Annotated in this window: 22 protein-coding genes; 10 read left to right on the top strand and 12 right to left on the bottom strand. The window is 45.3% G+C overall.

Annotation, left to right across the window (positions count from 1 at the left end):
• Positions 1 to 51: 51 nt before the first annotated feature.
• Genes Q0314_RS05990 through Q0314_RS05980 form a run of 3 tightly spaced genes read left to right on the top strand, consistent with a single transcriptional unit; the run spans position 52 to position 2,607 of the window.
• A complete protein-coding gene (locus tag Q0314_RS05990; protein ID WP_298057521.1) occupies positions 52 to 720 on the top strand; it encodes an amino acid ABC transporter permease in 669 nt (222 codons plus the stop codon).
• Complete coding sequence (locus tag Q0314_RS05985) at positions 720 to 1,454, top strand: amino acid ABC transporter ATP-binding protein (RefSeq protein ID WP_298057520.1); 735 nt, start codon at positions 720 to 722, stop codon at positions 1,452 to 1,454. Before Q0314_RS05990 ends, Q0314_RS05985 begins: the two co-directional genes overlap by 1 nt.
• 16 nt (positions 1,455 to 1,470) lie before the next feature.
• A complete protein-coding gene (locus tag Q0314_RS05980) occupies positions 1,471 to 2,607 on the top strand; it encodes a PLP-dependent aspartate aminotransferase family protein (RefSeq protein ID WP_298057519.1) in 1,137 nt (378 codons plus the stop codon).
• Between the two features lie 125 nt (positions 2,608 to 2,732).
• On the opposite strand, the gene Q0314_RS05975 is transcribed toward Q0314_RS05980, so the two are convergent.
• From Q0314_RS05975 to Q0314_RS05960, 4 genes are read right to left on the bottom strand one after another with little or no spacing between them, the layout of a single operon-like run.
• A complete protein-coding gene (locus Q0314_RS05975; protein WP_298057518.1) occupies positions 2,733 to 3,737 on the bottom strand; it encodes a TerC/Alx family metal homeostasis membrane protein in 1,005 nt (334 codons plus the stop codon).
• A 9-nt stretch (positions 3,738 to 3,746) separates the two neighbouring features.
• On the bottom strand, positions 3,747 to 4,115 hold the full coding sequence (locus Q0314_RS05970) for a stress protein, tellurium resistance protein TerZ (protein WP_298057517.1): 369 nt from the start codon (positions 4,113 to 4,115) through the stop codon (positions 3,747 to 3,749).
• Positions 4,112 to 4,714 carry a TerD family protein gene (locus tag Q0314_RS05965; RefSeq protein ID WP_297939729.1) on the bottom strand — a complete coding sequence of 201 codons (603 nt, stop codon included), beginning with the start codon at positions 4,712 to 4,714 and terminating at the stop codon, positions 4,112 to 4,114. Before Q0314_RS05965 ends, Q0314_RS05970 begins: the two co-directional genes overlap by 4 nt.
• Before the next feature lie 9 nt (positions 4,715 to 4,723).
• Positions 4,724 to 5,302 (bottom strand): TerD family protein, encoded by a 579-nt coding sequence (locus Q0314_RS05960; protein ID WP_298057516.1) that lies wholly within the window; start codon positions 5,300 to 5,302, stop codon positions 4,724 to 4,726.
• Between the two features lie 96 nt (positions 5,303 to 5,398).
• Here Q0314_RS05960 and Q0314_RS05955 point away from each other — a divergent pair, with 96 nt between their 5' ends.
• Positions 5,399 to 5,653, top strand: a complete 255-nt coding sequence (locus Q0314_RS05955; protein WP_009495614.1) for a helix-turn-helix transcriptional regulator — start codon at positions 5,399 to 5,401, stop codon at positions 5,651 to 5,653.
• Between the two features lie 188 nt (positions 5,654 to 5,841).
• On the opposite strand, the gene hemJ is transcribed toward Q0314_RS05955, so the two are convergent.
• The 4 genes from hemJ to glmM form a co-directional block, all read right to left on the bottom strand.
• On the bottom strand, positions 5,842 to 6,276 hold the full coding sequence (hemJ, locus tag Q0314_RS05950; protein WP_002949512.1) for a protoporphyrinogen oxidase HemJ: 435 nt from the start codon (positions 6,274 to 6,276) through the stop codon (positions 5,842 to 5,844).
• A 326-nt stretch (positions 6,277 to 6,602) separates the two neighbouring features.
• Complete coding sequence (locus Q0314_RS05945) at positions 6,603 to 6,965, bottom strand: NINE protein (RefSeq protein ID WP_298057514.1); 363 nt, start codon at positions 6,963 to 6,965, stop codon at positions 6,603 to 6,605.
• On the bottom strand, positions 6,955 to 7,485 hold the full coding sequence (locus Q0314_RS05940; protein WP_002949510.1) for a signal peptidase II: 531 nt from the start codon (positions 7,483 to 7,485) through the stop codon (positions 6,955 to 6,957). Before Q0314_RS05940 ends, Q0314_RS05945 begins: the two co-directional genes overlap by 11 nt.
• Complete coding sequence (gene glmM / locus Q0314_RS05935; protein ID WP_298057512.1) at positions 7,478 to 8,821, bottom strand: phosphoglucosamine mutase; 1,344 nt, start codon at positions 8,819 to 8,821, stop codon at positions 7,478 to 7,480. Before glmM ends, Q0314_RS05940 begins: the two co-directional genes overlap by 8 nt.
• A gap of 367 nt (positions 8,822 to 9,188) precedes the next feature.
• Between glmM and rpsT the strand changes: the two genes are divergently transcribed.
• Both rpsT and prfA read left to right on the top strand, forming a co-directional pair.
• The gene (gene rpsT / locus Q0314_RS05930) at positions 9,189 to 9,455 is read left to right on the top strand and encodes a 30S ribosomal protein S20 (protein WP_002949506.1); all 267 of its coding nucleotides are present in this window, start codon (positions 9,189 to 9,191) and stop codon (positions 9,453 to 9,455) included.
• An 11-nt stretch (positions 9,456 to 9,466) separates the two neighbouring features.
• Positions 9,467 to 10,534: a peptide chain release factor 1 gene (gene prfA, locus Q0314_RS05925; protein WP_122861782.1), complete on the top strand. Its 1,068-nt coding sequence runs from the start codon at positions 9,467 to 9,469 to the stop codon at positions 10,532 to 10,534.
• 590 nt (positions 10,535 to 11,124) lie between these two features.
• On the opposite strand, the gene Q0314_RS05920 is transcribed toward prfA, so the two are convergent.
• Genes Q0314_RS05920 through Q0314_RS05910 form a run of 3 tightly spaced genes read right to left on the bottom strand, consistent with a single transcriptional unit; the run spans position 11,125 to position 12,456 of the window.
• Positions 11,125 to 11,526 (bottom strand): sel1 repeat family protein, encoded by a 402-nt coding sequence (locus Q0314_RS05920; RefSeq protein ID WP_298057509.1) that lies wholly within the window; start codon positions 11,524 to 11,526, stop codon positions 11,125 to 11,127.
• On the bottom strand, positions 11,523 to 11,777 hold the full coding sequence (locus Q0314_RS05915; RefSeq protein ID WP_298057508.1) for a helix-turn-helix domain-containing protein: 255 nt from the start codon (positions 11,775 to 11,777) through the stop codon (positions 11,523 to 11,525). Before Q0314_RS05915 ends, Q0314_RS05920 begins: the two co-directional genes overlap by 4 nt.
• A 10-nt stretch (positions 11,778 to 11,787) precedes the next feature.
• Entirely contained in the window at positions 11,788 to 12,456 is a 669-nt protein-coding gene (locus Q0314_RS05910; RefSeq protein WP_298057506.1) for a hypothetical protein, read from the bottom strand.
• Positions 12,457 to 12,550: 94 nt separating this feature from the next.
• Between Q0314_RS05910 and Q0314_RS05905 the strand changes: the two genes are divergently transcribed.
• The 4 genes from Q0314_RS05905 (at position 12,551) to bamE (ending at position 14,661) form a co-directional block, all read left to right on the top strand.
• Positions 12,551 to 13,321, top strand: a complete 771-nt coding sequence (locus tag Q0314_RS05905) for an exodeoxyribonuclease III (RefSeq protein ID WP_298057504.1) — start codon at positions 12,551 to 12,553, stop codon at positions 13,319 to 13,321.
• Positions 13,315 to 13,641, top strand: a complete 327-nt coding sequence (locus tag Q0314_RS05900; protein ID WP_298057502.1) for a YnfA family protein — start codon at positions 13,315 to 13,317, stop codon at positions 13,639 to 13,641. The genes Q0314_RS05905 and Q0314_RS05900 overlap by 7 nt, the downstream gene beginning before the upstream one ends.
• 159 nt (positions 13,642 to 13,800) lie before the next feature.
• Positions 13,801 to 14,262, top strand: coding sequence for a YccF domain-containing protein (locus Q0314_RS05895; protein WP_298057501.1), 462 nt, complete (start codon positions 13,801 to 13,803; stop codon positions 14,260 to 14,262).
• Between the two features lie 69 nt (positions 14,263 to 14,331).
• Positions 14,332 to 14,661 (top strand): outer membrane protein assembly factor BamE, encoded by a 330-nt coding sequence (gene bamE / locus Q0314_RS05890; protein WP_298057500.1) that lies wholly within the window; start codon positions 14,332 to 14,334, stop codon positions 14,659 to 14,661.
• Between the two features lie 103 nt (positions 14,662 to 14,764).
• Here bamE and Q0314_RS05885 read toward each other — a convergent pair whose 3' ends face one another.
• Positions 14,765 to 15,325 (bottom strand): manganese efflux pump MntP family protein, encoded by a 561-nt coding sequence (locus Q0314_RS05885; protein ID WP_298057499.1) that lies wholly within the window; start codon positions 15,323 to 15,325, stop codon positions 14,765 to 14,767.
• Positions 15,326 to 15,352: the final 27 nt, after the last annotated feature.

Below are 15,352 nucleotides of genomic sequence, written 5' to 3'. Positions count from 1 at the left end.
GCTGAAATTTCGATCAGGTATTTCGGCAAAGATGTCTCGCGGTAGATGGCGATGAACGAATTTGACCGTATAAGCGAGCTTTTGTTAAGCTCGCTACAACCTATGGCGCTAGCGATGATAAAGGTGACGCTGCCTCTTACGGCGATCTCCTTTTCGCTGGGACTTCTTATCGCGGTGCTAACGGCGATCGCGCGCATAGCAAATATCAAAATTTTAAAGCAACTTAGCGAATTTTATATCTGGATATTTCGCGGCACGCCGCTTTTGGTGCAGCTTTTTATCGTATATTTCGGTCTGCCGATCGTGGGCGTTACGCTTGATGTTTGGAGCGCGGCGATCATAACTTTCAGCCTAAATATCGGCGCTTACGCTTCCGAAGCCGTTAGGGCGGCCGTGCTTTCGGTTCCCAAAGGCCAGTGGGAAGCCGCTACGGCGCTCGGGATGAGCTACTCGCAAATTTTACGCCGTATCATCGCTCCGCAAGCCGCGCGTATCTCGCTGCCTCCGCTTTCAAATATCTTTATCAGCACGCTAAAAGACACCTCGCTTGCGGCTTCCATCACGATGGTCGATATGTTTATGGTTGCTCAGCGCATCGCCGCGCGCACCTTCGATCCGCTCACGCTTTACGTGCTCGCCGCGCTTTTTTACTTGATAGTCTGTACGTTTTTGACGTTTTTGCAAGCTAGGCTCGAGAAGAGATTTTCAAGGTACGTGTGATGATAAAATTTAAAAATTTGACTAAGAAATTCGGCGATAATGTCGTTTTAAACGGCTTAAATTTAGAATTTAAAGACGGGCAGACTACGGTTATTTTAGGAAGCTCGGGCTCGGGTAAATCAACCCTGCTGCGTTGCATAAATTTACTCGAGATCCCGGACGGCGGTGAGCTTGAGCTTGGAGGCGATAAGATAAGCTTCGCCGGTAAAATTTCGCAAAAAGATATGCTGCCCTTTCGCGAGCACACGGGGATGGTCTTTCAGAGCTTTAATCTATTTCCGCATCTAACGGCTCTACAAAACGTAACGGAAGGCCCCGTGCAGGTACTTAAAATCCCAAAAGAGCAGGCAGAAAAAGAGGCCCTGGCGCTACTTGAAAAGGTTGGGCTAAAGGGCAAGGAGCACGAGTATCCAAGCAGACTCTCGGGCGGCCAGTCGCAGCGAGTGGCGATAGCGCGAGCGCTTGCGATGAAGCCGTATTTTTTGCTTTTGGACGAGCCCACGAGCGCGCTTGATCCGGAGCTTGAGGCCGAGGTTTTGAAGGTTATCGGCGGGCTCAGCAAGGAGCGCGACTCGCTCATCATCGTCACGCACAATATGAACTTCGCTCGCAAAGTCGCGGATCGAATTTTATTTTTAGAGCGTGGCAATATCGAATTTGACGGTACGGCGGAGGAGTTTTTCAGCAGCGACTCGCCGCGCATAGTCAAATTTATCTCGGCGATGGATTTTTAAATTTAAAAGGAAAAAAATGAAAATAGATACGCTAATCGTAAAAGGTATCGAAGCTAAAAACAACCCTCACGGCGCGGTCGTTCCGCCTATCTATCTAGCCACGACGTTTGCGCAAGACGGCTTGGACGACTTTCAAAAGTACGCCTATTCTCGTAGCGCAAATCCGACGCGAAATGCATTTGAGGAGCTTTTCGCCAAATTTGAAGACAGCAAATACGCATTTGCTCTAGCTTCGGGCATGGCGGCTACATCGGCTGTTTTTAACCTGCTAAAAAGCGGTGACAAAGTGCTTTTAAATAGTAATGTTTACGGCGGCACTTACCGCTACGCAAACGGTATTTTTGCAAATTTCGGGATCAAATTTGAGCTCGTCGAAGATCTAAATAAAATCTCTCGTCTGGACGAGGACGTTAAGATGATATTTATCGAAACGCCGTCAAATCCGCTACTGCGAGTAGCGGATATCGCCAGACTAGCCGAGCTGGCTCGTAAAAACGGCGCGCTTGTCGTCGTCGATAATACTTTTTTGACGCCGTACTATCAAAAAGCCCTCAAATTTGGTGCCGATATCGTCGTTTATAGCGCGACGAAATATATCGGCGGACATGCCGACGTAATTGCGGGAATCGTGACTACGAACGACGATGCGCTAGCCGAGCGTATAGCTTTCATGAAAAATACTCTCGGTGCGACACTAAGCCCTGCCGATGCTTATAATCTAATAAGGGGTCTTAAAACTCTTAGCGTTAGATTTGATAGGCAAAGCGAAAATACGCTAAAAATCATAGAATTTTTAGAAAAAAACCCGGCCGTTAAAACCGTGTATTACGCAGGTTCATTTTCGGCCGAGGAAAAACGCATCCAAAATACCCAAGCCAGCGGTATCGGCGCGCTAATCTCGCTGGAGCTAAAGGATGGCTACGACTATAAAATTTTTGCTAAAAGCTTGGAGTTTTTTGATCTAGCCGTGAGCCTTGGCGGCGTAGAGAGTCTAATCTGCCATCCGGCCTCAATGACTCATGAATCTTATTCGCAGGATTTACAAGCTAAAATCGGCATTACTCAAGGTTTGCTACGCCTTGCTGTCGGTATCGAAAATTCGGATGATTTGATCGCGGATTTGGAGCAGGCAATAAATAAAGCTAAAATTTAATTTTGCTTGCAAGCTCGAACAAATTTAACTTTATACTCGGTGCGCAAAATAGGCGTACCGAGTTTTACTCAAACTTGGCTACAGAGCATATCAAAACGGTCATGTGCATAAATTTGATCGTTCTACTATTTTGTTTTAAATAAACTAGCCAAAACTCCGATGCTTAAAATCCCCAAAATGATCCACAAGCTAACCTGTGCCGAAATCTCAAATCCGTGATGAAAGATATGCGCTGAAGCGTTTAGGGCGAGCTTTGCTGCGATAAAAAACAAAAGCGCTATAACGGCTTTTTCTAAATATACCAAATAGTCTTTTAGTGCTTCTAGCACGAAGTAAAGCGTCCTAAGTCCCAAAATCGCAAAAATCATAGCCGAATAAACTATAAGCGGCTCACGACTCACGGCGATAACGGCCGGAACGCTATCAAAAGCAAACATAACATCGCTAAGCTCTATAACGCAAAGACACAAAAATAGCGGCGTAGCTATCCATTTTGCATTTAGTTTGGAGATTTGATCTTGCAGTTTCGTCTTTTCTTCTGCTGAAATTTGAGCTGAAATCTCGCTATTTTTTACGAAAAAGCTATGCCCTAGAAGACGCGGAAAAACAGGAAAAAATCTATAAACCGCCCTGTAAGCCAGGTGGTTTGAGTAGTCCTCTATCTCCTCTTCATCATCGTCCTTTTTTATCATCATTACCGCGCTATAAGCTACCATGGCAGCAAAAACAAACTCCATCCACGGCGAAATCCCGAGCAGACTCGTTCCGACGGCTACAAAGACGAGTCTAAATATAACCGCGCCTATAATGCCAAAATACAGCACTCTATGACGGTAAATTTCAGGAATCTTGAACCAAGAAAAGATTGCCATCATAACAAATAAATTATCCACGGATAACGATTTTTCTAAAATATACCCTGCAAAATATAGACTCATCGTTTCGCTTCCGCGCGCAAAATACAGATATCCGCCAAACGCTATGGAAACGGCTATCCAAAAAATAGACCAAAGCGCTGCTTGTTTGAGCGAGATTTTTTCGTCTTTTTTGTGCGCAAAAAAATCTACCGCAAATACTGCCGCGGCAAATATGATAAAAACGATCATTGTTTGAAATTCTAAACTATCCAAAAATTCTCCTTAATACCCGCAACTTTGCTCGGGAAGTCCTCTTTGGCGGTTTAGTTCTTGAGCCGCCTTGCACGCCGAGTATGATTGTTTGCCGGCGCAATTTGCATTAAACCAGTCTATGAGCTGCGAATGCATACGGACGTTTTGATTGTATAAATTTACCTCTTCACTTGAATACCGATTTACGAAAGTAGAATTTAGCGCTCTTTCTATCGCAAGCGCTTTGTTGTAAATTTTTACACACTCTTTCATCATTTCATCGCTTATTACCGGTGCATTGCCGTAAGTTTGCGCCGAGGGCGGGATCTCGTAACCGCCCTCTATCTCAAATGTGCCTAAAATGGCAATCGTAGCCACTAAGAAAAATAAAATTTTCATAAGTATTTCACGACAGAATTTAAAATAAGCTCATCAAGCTTCCTATCGCTCGTAGGCTCGCCGATAGCCGAAAATTTCCACTCGCCGTTTCGTTTATATAGCTTGCCTAAAATCATCGCTACTTTGTAAGCAAACGCGCTGTCTCGTACGATATTATATGATGCGAATACTTTATTTACCCTAGTCGGCGTGCCTTCGTAAAGCCTAATACTAGCAAACGGAATTTTATCAAAGTCGATTTGATTATAAGAATTTAGCACGAAAAATATCTGCTCTACGTTTGAGTTTAAACGGCTAAGATCGACGCTGATTATTTCGTTATCCAGTCCGTCGTCGCCCCCTACGTCTCCGACCAAGTCATCGCCGCTGTGAAATACGCCCGGGGCCGATTTTTTGCCAAAATAAACCACATCGCAAAACTGTTTGTTTGAGTCAAACATCGCAGCGCTTAGATCCAAATCCACAGGCTTTATTTTATCTCTAAAAAAGCCTTTTTCGGTTATGGCGCCCCAGTTTGCTCCTACGCAAAAGCTGTGTAGATGCCCGCCGTCGTCTTTGGCGAGCGATATTTTTTGTCCTTTGACCAAATTTATCGCCATGGCTTGCCCCTATACGTCCAGTCCAAACTGCCTACAAAATCCGGCCAGTCCGTCTTTAAAGCCGCTTCCGTTAGCTGCAAAGCGCCACTCGTTATCTTTAAAGTAAATTTTACCGAACGATACTGCGGTTTCGGTAGAAAAATCCTCTTCTAAATCGTATCTGGCTATCTCTTTGCCGCTTCTTTCATCGACGATTCGCATAAACGAGTTTCTTACCATACCGAAATTTTGCCTTCTTGCGGCTGCTTCGTGGATGGTGACGACTATGTCGATCTCTTTGACGTTTGGCGAAATTTTGGCTAGGTCGATTTTTATGGATTCATCATCTCCGTCACCCTCTCCAGTGCGGTTATCGCCGGTGTGGACTACCGAGCCGTCTGCGCTAACTAGATTGTTGTAAAAGACGAAATTCTTCTCGTTTTCTACTTTGCCTGAAGCTCCTACCAAAAACGCGCTCGCATCTAGGTCAAATTCCGCTCCCGTATCGCTAGTATTTGTATCCCATCCAAGACCTACTAAAATTTTGCTTAGCCCTGGAGCTTCTTTGCTCAAACTAACTCTACCGCCCTTTGATAAATTTACCGCCACTTTGGCCTCCTTTAAAATTATTTATTCTATAGGATATAGATTTGAAGATTTTATTTAAATAAAGTTTAAGTTTAACTTTACCTATAGGATAAAATAATGGGCGAAAATTTAGCTTTTTTTGGCGCCGACGAGATACGAAATTTCTATCTGCAAATTTCTACAAACGTCCGTAAGTTGCGTGAAAATAAAGGTATTAGCCAGCTTGATATGGCGCTAAGTATGGATATAAAATCGGTCGCATTTTACTCAAACTGCGAGAGTTGCCGCTATGATAAACATTTTAACCTTGAGCACATTTATAAAATTTCAAAAATTTTAGATGTAGAGGTCGGAGAGATTTTTAAATTTTAGCAATTTAATTTTGGATTATTGTCTTTTATGTGGTCAAGGTCTAAATTTGATCGAATAAAATCAAAATTAGGCGCCAATTTTATACGCCTAATTTGCAAGATATAATTCAAAAATATAAGAATAAATTTAACTTCTCGATCCCGAGGCGAAGCGGGTTTGCCGCACCTCGGGGCGCGTATTTATCGCGGTTAAAACGGCTTATACACCATCATCCAGATGATGATAACCATCGCGATGGTCGGCACTTCGTTGTAAGCGCGAAAGAACATGCCGCTTTTTTTACAGCGTTTCTCGCGTAGCTGCACCATATAGCGGCCAAGATCCAGATGAAACGCCGCGAGGATAACGACGACTGTGAGCTTGACGTGCATGTAGCCGCTACGTAAAAGCTCTGGCATCGCGACGATGATCAAAATGCCCGTCAAAAACGTGCCGATCAGCGCGACCCAGCCGATGTAGTGGTACATCTTGTACTCCTGCACCTCAACCACGCGCACAAAATCAGGTTTGTCCATATTTTCTGCGTGATAGACGTAGAGACGCGGCTGATAGAACAAAAACGCCATCCATGAGATGAAGCACAAGTAGTGGAAATACTTGATGAGGTTGTAATATTCTGCCATTTTTTCTCCTTTTGATTTTTATTTTAGCAGCTTGTCTTTTTGCCCTATACTTCGCTTTGCTTTCCTTGCGGTCGCAACTGCAAGCAGAGGCTTTTAAATTCGGCTCGGTCATTACCGACGAGGTAACTCCCGTCGCCAAATTTAAAAGCGCCTCGTCTAGAACTTCTTGAAAAGCTACGAGCGCAGCGAAGTAGAAAATACTTCACCTTATCGTTTTGCATTCAAATTTGCAAATTTGATTCACTGAGACCCGCATCTTGAAAACGCTAAATTTGACCGATCGCGATTAGAAATATAGATCAATTTCTCAAAAATTTAGTAGGCTTTCACCTTAGCAAAATTTCTTTTCTCGCTTCAAATTCCTCTTTGCTTATCGCGCCGCTTTCATACAGCTCGTAGAGGCGCCTTAGCCGCTCTTCTAGGTCTTGCGCGCGCAGCTTGTCCTTTAGCGCTTCTTTTTTCTGATTTTTCTCGACGGCCGCGCCGGTTAAGCGCAGATCAAAGAGCCACCACGCGCCCCAAAGCGCCCAAAATACGTAACCTACGATCGCCCAAGCTAGGCTATATCCGATGAAAAACAGCGCCATCATCGCAAAGCCGCTCACGAATTTGCCCAGATAAAATCTATGCCCGCCAAACCAGCCCGTAAGCAGCCAAAGCGCGTAGGCTATATAAACGTTATCGCCCATTTTTAGCCCCTTTTCGTCCCGCGGCGAAGCTCTGCCAGAGTATGAGTACGACTCCGACGTCGATCATGACGTCTGCGAGGTTAAAGATTGCAAACTCAAACCATTTGTGCCAGTAGACGTAGTCCACGACGCCGCCGTGAACGAAGCGGTCGAGCAAATTTGAACTACCTGCGCCCAGGATTATACCCGCTCCTAGCGCGTGCTCCTCTAAAATTTCCTTTTTTTCGCTATCTTGGGTCAAATTTGGCTCCGTTTTCGCCGCAGTCCGCGCGTCAAATTTGCGCTTAAGCCGCCAAAGCAGATAGCCGCAAACGCCCGCGATCAGCGCTAGCTGGATAAATTTGAGCCACTGCCCAAGAAACGCAAACATCGAAAACGCCACGCCTCGGTTGTATGCAAGCACTAGCGAAAAATACTCGCCCTGCCACGAAAAACCGCCCAAAAATATCTGCTTGACCGCCTGATCGAGCGCGAAAACGACGAAAAACGCCGCGAAAAAAACGCCTAAAATTTTAGCCATTTAACGCTTTTAGGAAAAATTTCTCGACCTCGTCCATGCGGGTTTTTAGCGCGTCGGCGCACTTGCCCTCGAGCAAAAGCCTGACGAGATTTTCGGTGCCAGAGTAGCGAAATAGCGAGCGGATGCCCTCTTTTGCGAGGCTTGCTTCAAGCTCTTTTAGCCCGGCGATGCTTTCAAGCGGCTTTTTCTCGGTTATCTTTAAATTTAGCAAAATTTGCGGATACGGTTTTATTTCGCTTAAAATTTCGCTCGCTTTTTTGCCTTTTTTTAGCACTAATGCCGCAAACTGCAGCGCCGCCACGAGCCCGTCGCCCGTTTTTGCGTAGTCGCTAAAGATGATGTGGCCGCTTTGTTCGCCGCCGAAATTCGTGCCGTTTTCTTTCATCTTTTCAAGTACGTATTTGTCGCCGACGTTTGCGCGCAGGAGCTTGATTTTGTGGGATTTTAGGTAGTCTTCGAGCGCTGCGTTGCTCATCACCGTAGCCACGACCGCGCCGCCTTTTAGGGCTTTGTTTTCTTGTAAAAATGCCGCCATGACGCCTAGCAAACTATCGCCGTTTGCCACCTCGCCGCGCTCATCTACGACCACGAGTCTGTCGGCATCGCCGTCAAACGCAAAGCCCAGATCCGCCCTTAATCGCGCGACTTCGGAGGCTAAATTTTGCGGATAGAGCGCGCCACAGTTTAGGTTTATGTTGCTGCCGTTTGGTTCGTCGTTTATGACGATGGTTTCTGCGCCAAGCTCGCTAAAGATGGTCGGAGCGACCTTGTACGCCGCGCCGTTTGCGACGTCTAAAACCACTCGCAGCCCGTGTAGGCTTAGGTTTTTAGGAAATGAGTTTTTGATCTGCACGATATAGCGGCCGATGACGTCGTCGATGCGCTTTGCGGCGCCGATTTCTAGCATCTGTTTTTGCGACCTTTCGATGAGCTCGTCGTCAAAATAAATCTTTTCTATCTGCGCTTCGGCCTCTTCGCCCAGTTTATTGCCTTCGCTATCAAAAAATTTAATACCGTTATCGTAGTACGGGTTGTGCGAGGCGCTGATCATGATGCCCGCGTCGCAGCGCATATCTTCGGTGAGAAACGCGATCGCGGGAGTAGGCATCGGGCCGATCTGGCGGACGTTGTAGCCCACGGCCGTGAGCCCCGCGACGATGGCGGTCTCGATCATGTAGCCACTTTTGCGTGTGTCTTTGCCTAGTAAAATAGTGTTTGTATGCGACGCAAACTGTCTAAAATATATCCCCGCAGCCATAGCAAGGCGCATGGATGTTGCGGCGGAGAGTTTTTCGCCGGCTTTGCCGCGGACGCCGTCGGTACCGAATAGTTTCATTATCTTTCCTTTTTTTTAAAATTTCTACGGCCTTATCTCTTGAGTATATTTAAAAGGGCTAGCAAAAATAAATGTTCACGGACGACCAGTCCGCTCCGCTTTATTTTTGCGTCGCAACTTTTAAATCTATCTCAAGATATAAAGCCTTATCAACTTTTTGGGCGGCAAACACTGCGCCTTTAAATTTATGGTAAGATAAAATTTGCCCGCCAAATTCCATAAATTCATTAAATTTCGGACCTATTTTATCAAAAAATATCAAAATTTAAGTTGTAAATTTCCTCGCTTTAAATTTTACTTAAATTAAGCGTATTTTAAAACTGATTTTTATATAATCACGGACTAAAATTATGACAAAAGGGACATTATGGCAAACCATAAATCTTCTGAAAAAAGAGCCAGACAGACTATCAAAAGGACTGAAAGAAACAGATTTTACCGCACTAGGCTTAAAAATATCACTAAAGCCGTGCGCGTAGCCGTAGAGGCGGGCGATAAAGAAGCCGCGCTAAACGCGTTTAAAGTGGCAAACAAAGATTTCCATAGCTTTGTTAGCAAAGGCTTTTTGAAAAAACAAACAGCTTCTCGCCGCGTAGGACGCCTCGCAAAACTCGTAAACAAACTATCTGCTTAATCTAAATTTTAATGTTAGCCGACAAACTGCAGCCTTTTTTGGATCGCTACGACGAGCTCTCTCGTCTGCTTAGCGATCCGTCTATCACAAACGATATCGCAAATATGACCAAGCTCTCAAAAGAGCAATCAAATTTAGAAGATATCGCCTCGGCTGCAAAGTCCTATCTGCAAACTCTCGCAGACATCGAGGAGAACAAGGCTCTGCTCGATGATGCCGAGCTTGGCGAGCTAGCCAAAGACGAGCTCAAAAATCTCGAATCCCAAAAAGAAAATCTCGAAGAAGAGATCAAAATTTTACTCCTTCCAAAAGATCCCAACGACGATAAAAACGTGTTTTTAGAGATCCGTGCAGGTACGGGCGGAGACGAAGCGGCGCTTTTTGCGGGCGATTTGTTTAACGCTTATGCGAGGTATGCCGAGCTTCGTGGGTATAAATTTGAGATCGTAAGCCAAAGCGAAGGAAACACGGGTGGCTTTAAAGAGATTATTTTGCTGATAAAGGGCAAGGGAGCGTACTCGAGGCTCAAATTTGAGGGCGGCACTCACCGCGTCCAGCGTGTACCCGAAACTGAAAGCCAGGGCCGCGTACATACCTCTGCAGTCACCGTCGCTATCATGCCAGAGGTCGAAGATAGCGAGATCGAGATAAATCCAAACGACCTTCGCATCGACGTTATGCGCAGCTCCGGTCACGGCGGACAGTCGGTAAATACGACGGACTCGGCGGTACGCATCACTCACATCCCAACCGGTATCGTCGTTACAAACCAAGACGGCAAAAGCCAGCACAAAAACAAAGAAGCCGCGATGAAGGTGCTAAAAGCGCGCCTTTACGAGATACAAGAAGAAGAGCGCCTAGCCAAAGAAACCAGCGAGCGCAAAAGCCAAGTCGGCACGGGCGACCGCTCGGGGCGTATCCGCACCTACAACTTCCCGCAAAACCGCATCAGCGACCACCGCATAAATTTGACGCTTTACCGCCTCGACGCGATAATGGCGGCGGGACTTTTCGACGAGATTATCGAGCCGCTGATTGCGCATTATCAGGCCGAAGCGATCTCGGACGCCGATCTGTAAATTTTAAATTTCGCTCAAATTTCGTCATTTTCAATACGACATTTTCGTTAAATTTGGATGCAAATTTTACTGCAGACGGAGTCGTCATGCAAGTTAAATTTGAGAACAACTTATCTTCGCGTTTTAGGTAAAAATCTCTGAAAAATAGTTGTCAATTCGGATCTGCTTTTTTAAATTTAGCGTTGGAAAATATCAAATAAAACTAAGTTGAAGTATGTAAACCGATAAAATTTAGTCGTCCATAACACATAAAATTTTCAAATTTATCCAACTAAAATTTATCAAATTCCCAGCCTACCGCACCGTCGATACGCAAAACAAAAACCGTCCGTCAAAGCCAAATTCGGCGCTCAAAATCTGGGTTTTGTCAAAATAGCAAAACCCGTAAATTTCTCAAATTTAATAACCAAAAACAAGGCGTCTAATTTATTGCAAGCGGCTTTGTAAAATTTGAGCGAAGTTTTTGCAGCAAATTACCCAAATTTAATAACTAGAAATAATCTAAAATCCTACGCTGAAGCTAAAATTTAATCCCGCGCTCGTATGTTTGCCGCATATTAAAGCTCGTTTTTTAGCAAGCAAAAACAGCTTCACTTTGCTAGCTCAAGTATATTGCACGCGCGCTTTGAGCCCAGATCGCAGGCCTTTTTGAGTCGCTCGCCCGATAGCTCGAAGCTTTGCTCTGCGACGTCGCCCTTTAGATAAAACACCGACTCTTCGTAGCAGCTCTCCGCGCTCCCTGCGGCGCAGGCGTCTTTGTAGATCGCAAATGCCTTTGCCCCGTCTTTGTAACCAGTTAGCCCTTTGGCGTAAAACTCCGCGGAAAAGTAGCAAGCCAGCGCATCGCCGCTCGAGCAGCTTTTTTCTAGTGCAACGAGCGTTTTTTCGCAGCTTGCGGCGTCGCCTTTATTTATGCAGGCATTTAGCCCGACCTCGTCTATCGCGGCGTTTGCGAGCGCAACCGCAGCAGCTAGTATCCAAATTTTCCTCATTTTTTATCCAACTCTTTTAAATTTTTAAATCTATAAATCCCGTTTTTCACTCGCTCGAAAATTTTGCGATTTTCAAGCAGTTTTATCGTCTGCGTGACGGTGGGCTTGCTGGCGTCCGTCCGCTCGCAGATATCTGAAATTTTAACGGTTATGAAGCCGTTTTCGTCCGAATTTTGGGCTAAAAACAAGATGATCTCCATCTTTTTCTCGCCCAAAATTTGACCGAAAATCTCCCTCTCTAGCTCCGTCATCGCGCTAAATTTACTTGTATTCTAGCAGTTTAAAGTATTTTTTCGCAATAGGATCGAGAAAAAAGGCATCGTATTTATCGCCCGGGTCATTTCCCATAAGTTCCGGTCTCATGTTGTATTTATACATTTCTCGACTATTTTCATTTTCGTCTTCATGATAAACGTAAAACGCGCCGTCTAGGGCGACTTGTCCAAATTTACATTTTTTGTTTCCCTCTTCTTCGTCAGGCCATTCGTATTCCCATTTGTATATTTGCCCTAAATTTGAATCTCCAACTTTTAAAAATATATTTTTGAGATGATTGCTGTTAGGCTCGTCCAGCATTAGTTCGCCGTATTCAATGCCTGTGTTTACATCTCCGTCATATCCTTCGCCAAAGTCGTAATTTTTTCCTTCGTAGGTTATTTTGCTGCCGTCTGCCATAACGAAATTTTCGCCCAGACGACTATAGTTTTCGTCCTCTTTGCGCTTGCTTGCCTCGGCTTCTAAGTGTTGCATGCTGTTTTCATTGACGCAGTAGCTTAGTTTTAGCTTTACGATATCATTTTTATTCTTTTTTAAAAATGATTTTAACGCGTGCATAGACTTAACGTCCGACAAAAATATCTCGGCAGTATTTACCTCCTTCGCACCCAAAAACGCGGCAAGCGCGAGCGATAAAACGATGACTTTTTTCATTTCTTACTCCTTAAAATGAACCTAATTTTACTAAATTTTAGCTTATTTTACGGCTCTTGCGATAAAATACTCCAAATTTAACAAAGGATAAAATTTGAAACTAATCAGCTGGAACGTAAACGGACTGCGCGCAGTCGCCGCTAAAGACGGTTTTGCTTGGCTAGAGGAGCATAGACCCGATTTTTTGGGTCTTCAGGAGATTAAGGTGCGCGAGAGCGACGTGCCTGCGGAGATTTATAAACTCGGATTTAACGAGATCAGCGTAAATTCGGCGGCCAGAGCTGGATACTCGGGCGTGATGAGTCTGGCTAAATTTAGCTCCGTTACGCAAAAAGCGGCGTTTTTTGACGACGACGAGGGGCGGGTTTTGGAGCATAGATTCGGCAACGTTGTGCTTTTTAACATCTACTTTCCAAACGGTCAAAAAGACGACGCGCGCTTAGCCTACAAGATGGATTTTTACGCTAAATTTCTAGCCTACGCGGACGAACTCGTAAAGCAGGGCAAAGACGTGATATTTTGCGGCGACGTAAACACCGCGCACCGCGAAATAGACCTAAAAAACCCCAAAGCAAACGCCAAAACTTCGGGCTTTTTGCCTATCGAGCGCGCGTGGCTGGACGAGGTCGTCTCGCGCGGTTTTATCGACACCTTTCGGCACGTGCGCGGCGACGCGGCGGACGCGTATTCGTGGTGGAGCTACCGCTTTAACGCCCGCGCCAAAAACGTCGGCTGGAGGATTGATTATTTTTTCATTTCATCAAGCCTCAAAGACCGCCTAAAAGACGCGTTTATCCTGAGCGATATCACGGGCTCTGACCACTGCCCCGTTGGTATCGAGATCGATCTGGAGGGGCTTTGCTAAAAGAAATATCGCTTTATTTCGCGGCGGCGTTTTTTGAGATTTTGGGCTGCTTTAGCTTTTGGGCGTATTTTAGGCTGGGCAAAAGCGCGCTGTTTTTGGGGCTCGGCGGTGCGTCGCTCGCGGCGTTTGCTTATATTTTGACGCGTGTAAATTTAGACTTCGCCGGACGCGCCTATGCCGTTTACGGCGGTATCTACATCGTCTCGTCACTGCTTTGGCTGCATTTTGTAGAAAAGCAAGCCTTTACCAAATGGGACTTAATCGGCGGCGCGATTTGCCTGCTTGGCGCTTGCGCGGTGCTTTACGGCGGCAGAGGGTAAATTTCAAATTTACCGAATTTCTTGCTTCTGTCTTTTATAAATCTTTACAAACCTTAAATAATTGCTAAATTTAAGCCCCGATATATATATATAATTCTATATACTTGAGTTTTAGTTGCGGTTTTGCCGCCTTTTTACGCTTAAATTTAAAGGAGATAAATGCGTTTATTGTTTAACATCGTTTGGTGGGTGCTCTTTGGCTGGTTGGTCGCCCTTATTTTTTACGTTTTAGGCACCGTCCTCACGCTTTTAGTCGTTACCGCGCCCATAGGACTTGGGCTGATGGAATACGGCAAATTTTTGCTCGCTCCGTTTTCGAGAGAGATGATAAGCGAAGCTAAATTTCAGCTGGATGCCGATAAAAATTTGGCGTGGAAAGCTTACAGCGGCGTCGTGATGATAGTCTACGTCCTTTGCGCGGGTATTTGGCTAGCTCTTGGCGTCGCGCTTTCTGCGTTTGCTCAGGCTATCACGATAGTGGGTCTACCCAACGCCTACGTGCTAGCCAAGTCTCTTGGCACGGTATTTAATCCCGTCGGCAAAAAATGCGTTAGCAAAGCCGTCTCGGACGAACTAAAACGCCGTGCCGCGAGCCAAAAAGTAGACGAGATGACTAGGTAAATTTAGGGCTCAAAATTAAGGCGGGCGGCAATGCCCCTTAGAATATACAAAATTTAAAAAGGATAAAAAATGAAAAAAGCGATTTTATCGGCTGTGGTTTTATTTGCTCTTAGCGGTTGTAGCTATCTTTCTATGGAAAAAGGCACGAATATCTCGCAGGCGACGATGGAGCAAATAGTGGTAAACAAAAGCACACAAAGCGACGTAGAGCGAATAATCGGATACCCGCAAAATAAACAAAAGCTCGGGGACGGCGAAATTTGGTATTATGAGTTTTCCAAGGTCGGATATTTGGGGAACAAAGACGAAAAAATCGTTTTTGAATTTGACAAAAAAGGCGTCGTCGTCAAAAAATACAAAACCGGCGGAAATAGCAAAAATCCGCTTACCGGTAAGTGATTTAATAGCCGAAAAATCGGCTATTTCGTAGCCGTAATAAAACTGTAGTTAAAAGGCGGCGGACTCGCTAAACGTTTTTATGCGCCCTTTCAAAATCTAAAATTTAACTCAAAAACCCGTGATCTAAAAGGTGCGTGATTAGGATCTTAAAACCAAGAGCGATGAGGATTGCGCCGCCTAAAATCAGCGCCTTTTGCTCCAAAAACTCTCCCGCGAATTTACCAACGTAAAACGCCGCGACGCTAAACACAAAGCAAACTACTCCGATCACGGCGGCGCTAAAGTAGATGTCAGCGGCCGTAAAGCTAAGCGTCACGCCCACGGCTAGCGCGTCGATGCTGGTGGCAAACCCGCCTGAAAGCAGCATCTTCGTATCGAGGCTCACGGCCTGCGCGGGCTCGTTTCTACAGGCTTCGCGGATCATCTTTACGCCCAAAAAGCCCAAAATCGCAAACGCGATAAAATGATCGATCTGCGCGATAAATCTCGCAAACGTCGCGCCCAAAAAGTAGCCCGCAAGCGGCATCGCCGCCTGAAAAAATCCAAAAACAAACGCAATAAATAAAATCTTTGATAGCGCGAGATTGCGGTATTTGGCGCCGTTTGCGATGCTAAGCGCCGCCGCGTCCATAGCAAGCGCGATAGAGAGAAGTAAAAGCTCCATTTCGTCCTTTCAAAAAGGCTAATTTTA

Origin of the sequence: uncultured Campylobacter sp., from assembly GCF_938040115.1 — a bacterium.
GTDB lineage: Bacteria > Campylobacterota > Campylobacteria > Campylobacterales > Campylobacteraceae > Campylobacter_A.
The sequence above is the reverse complement of the archived record's forward strand: the minus strand, read 5'-3'. Positions and strand labels throughout refer to the sequence as shown.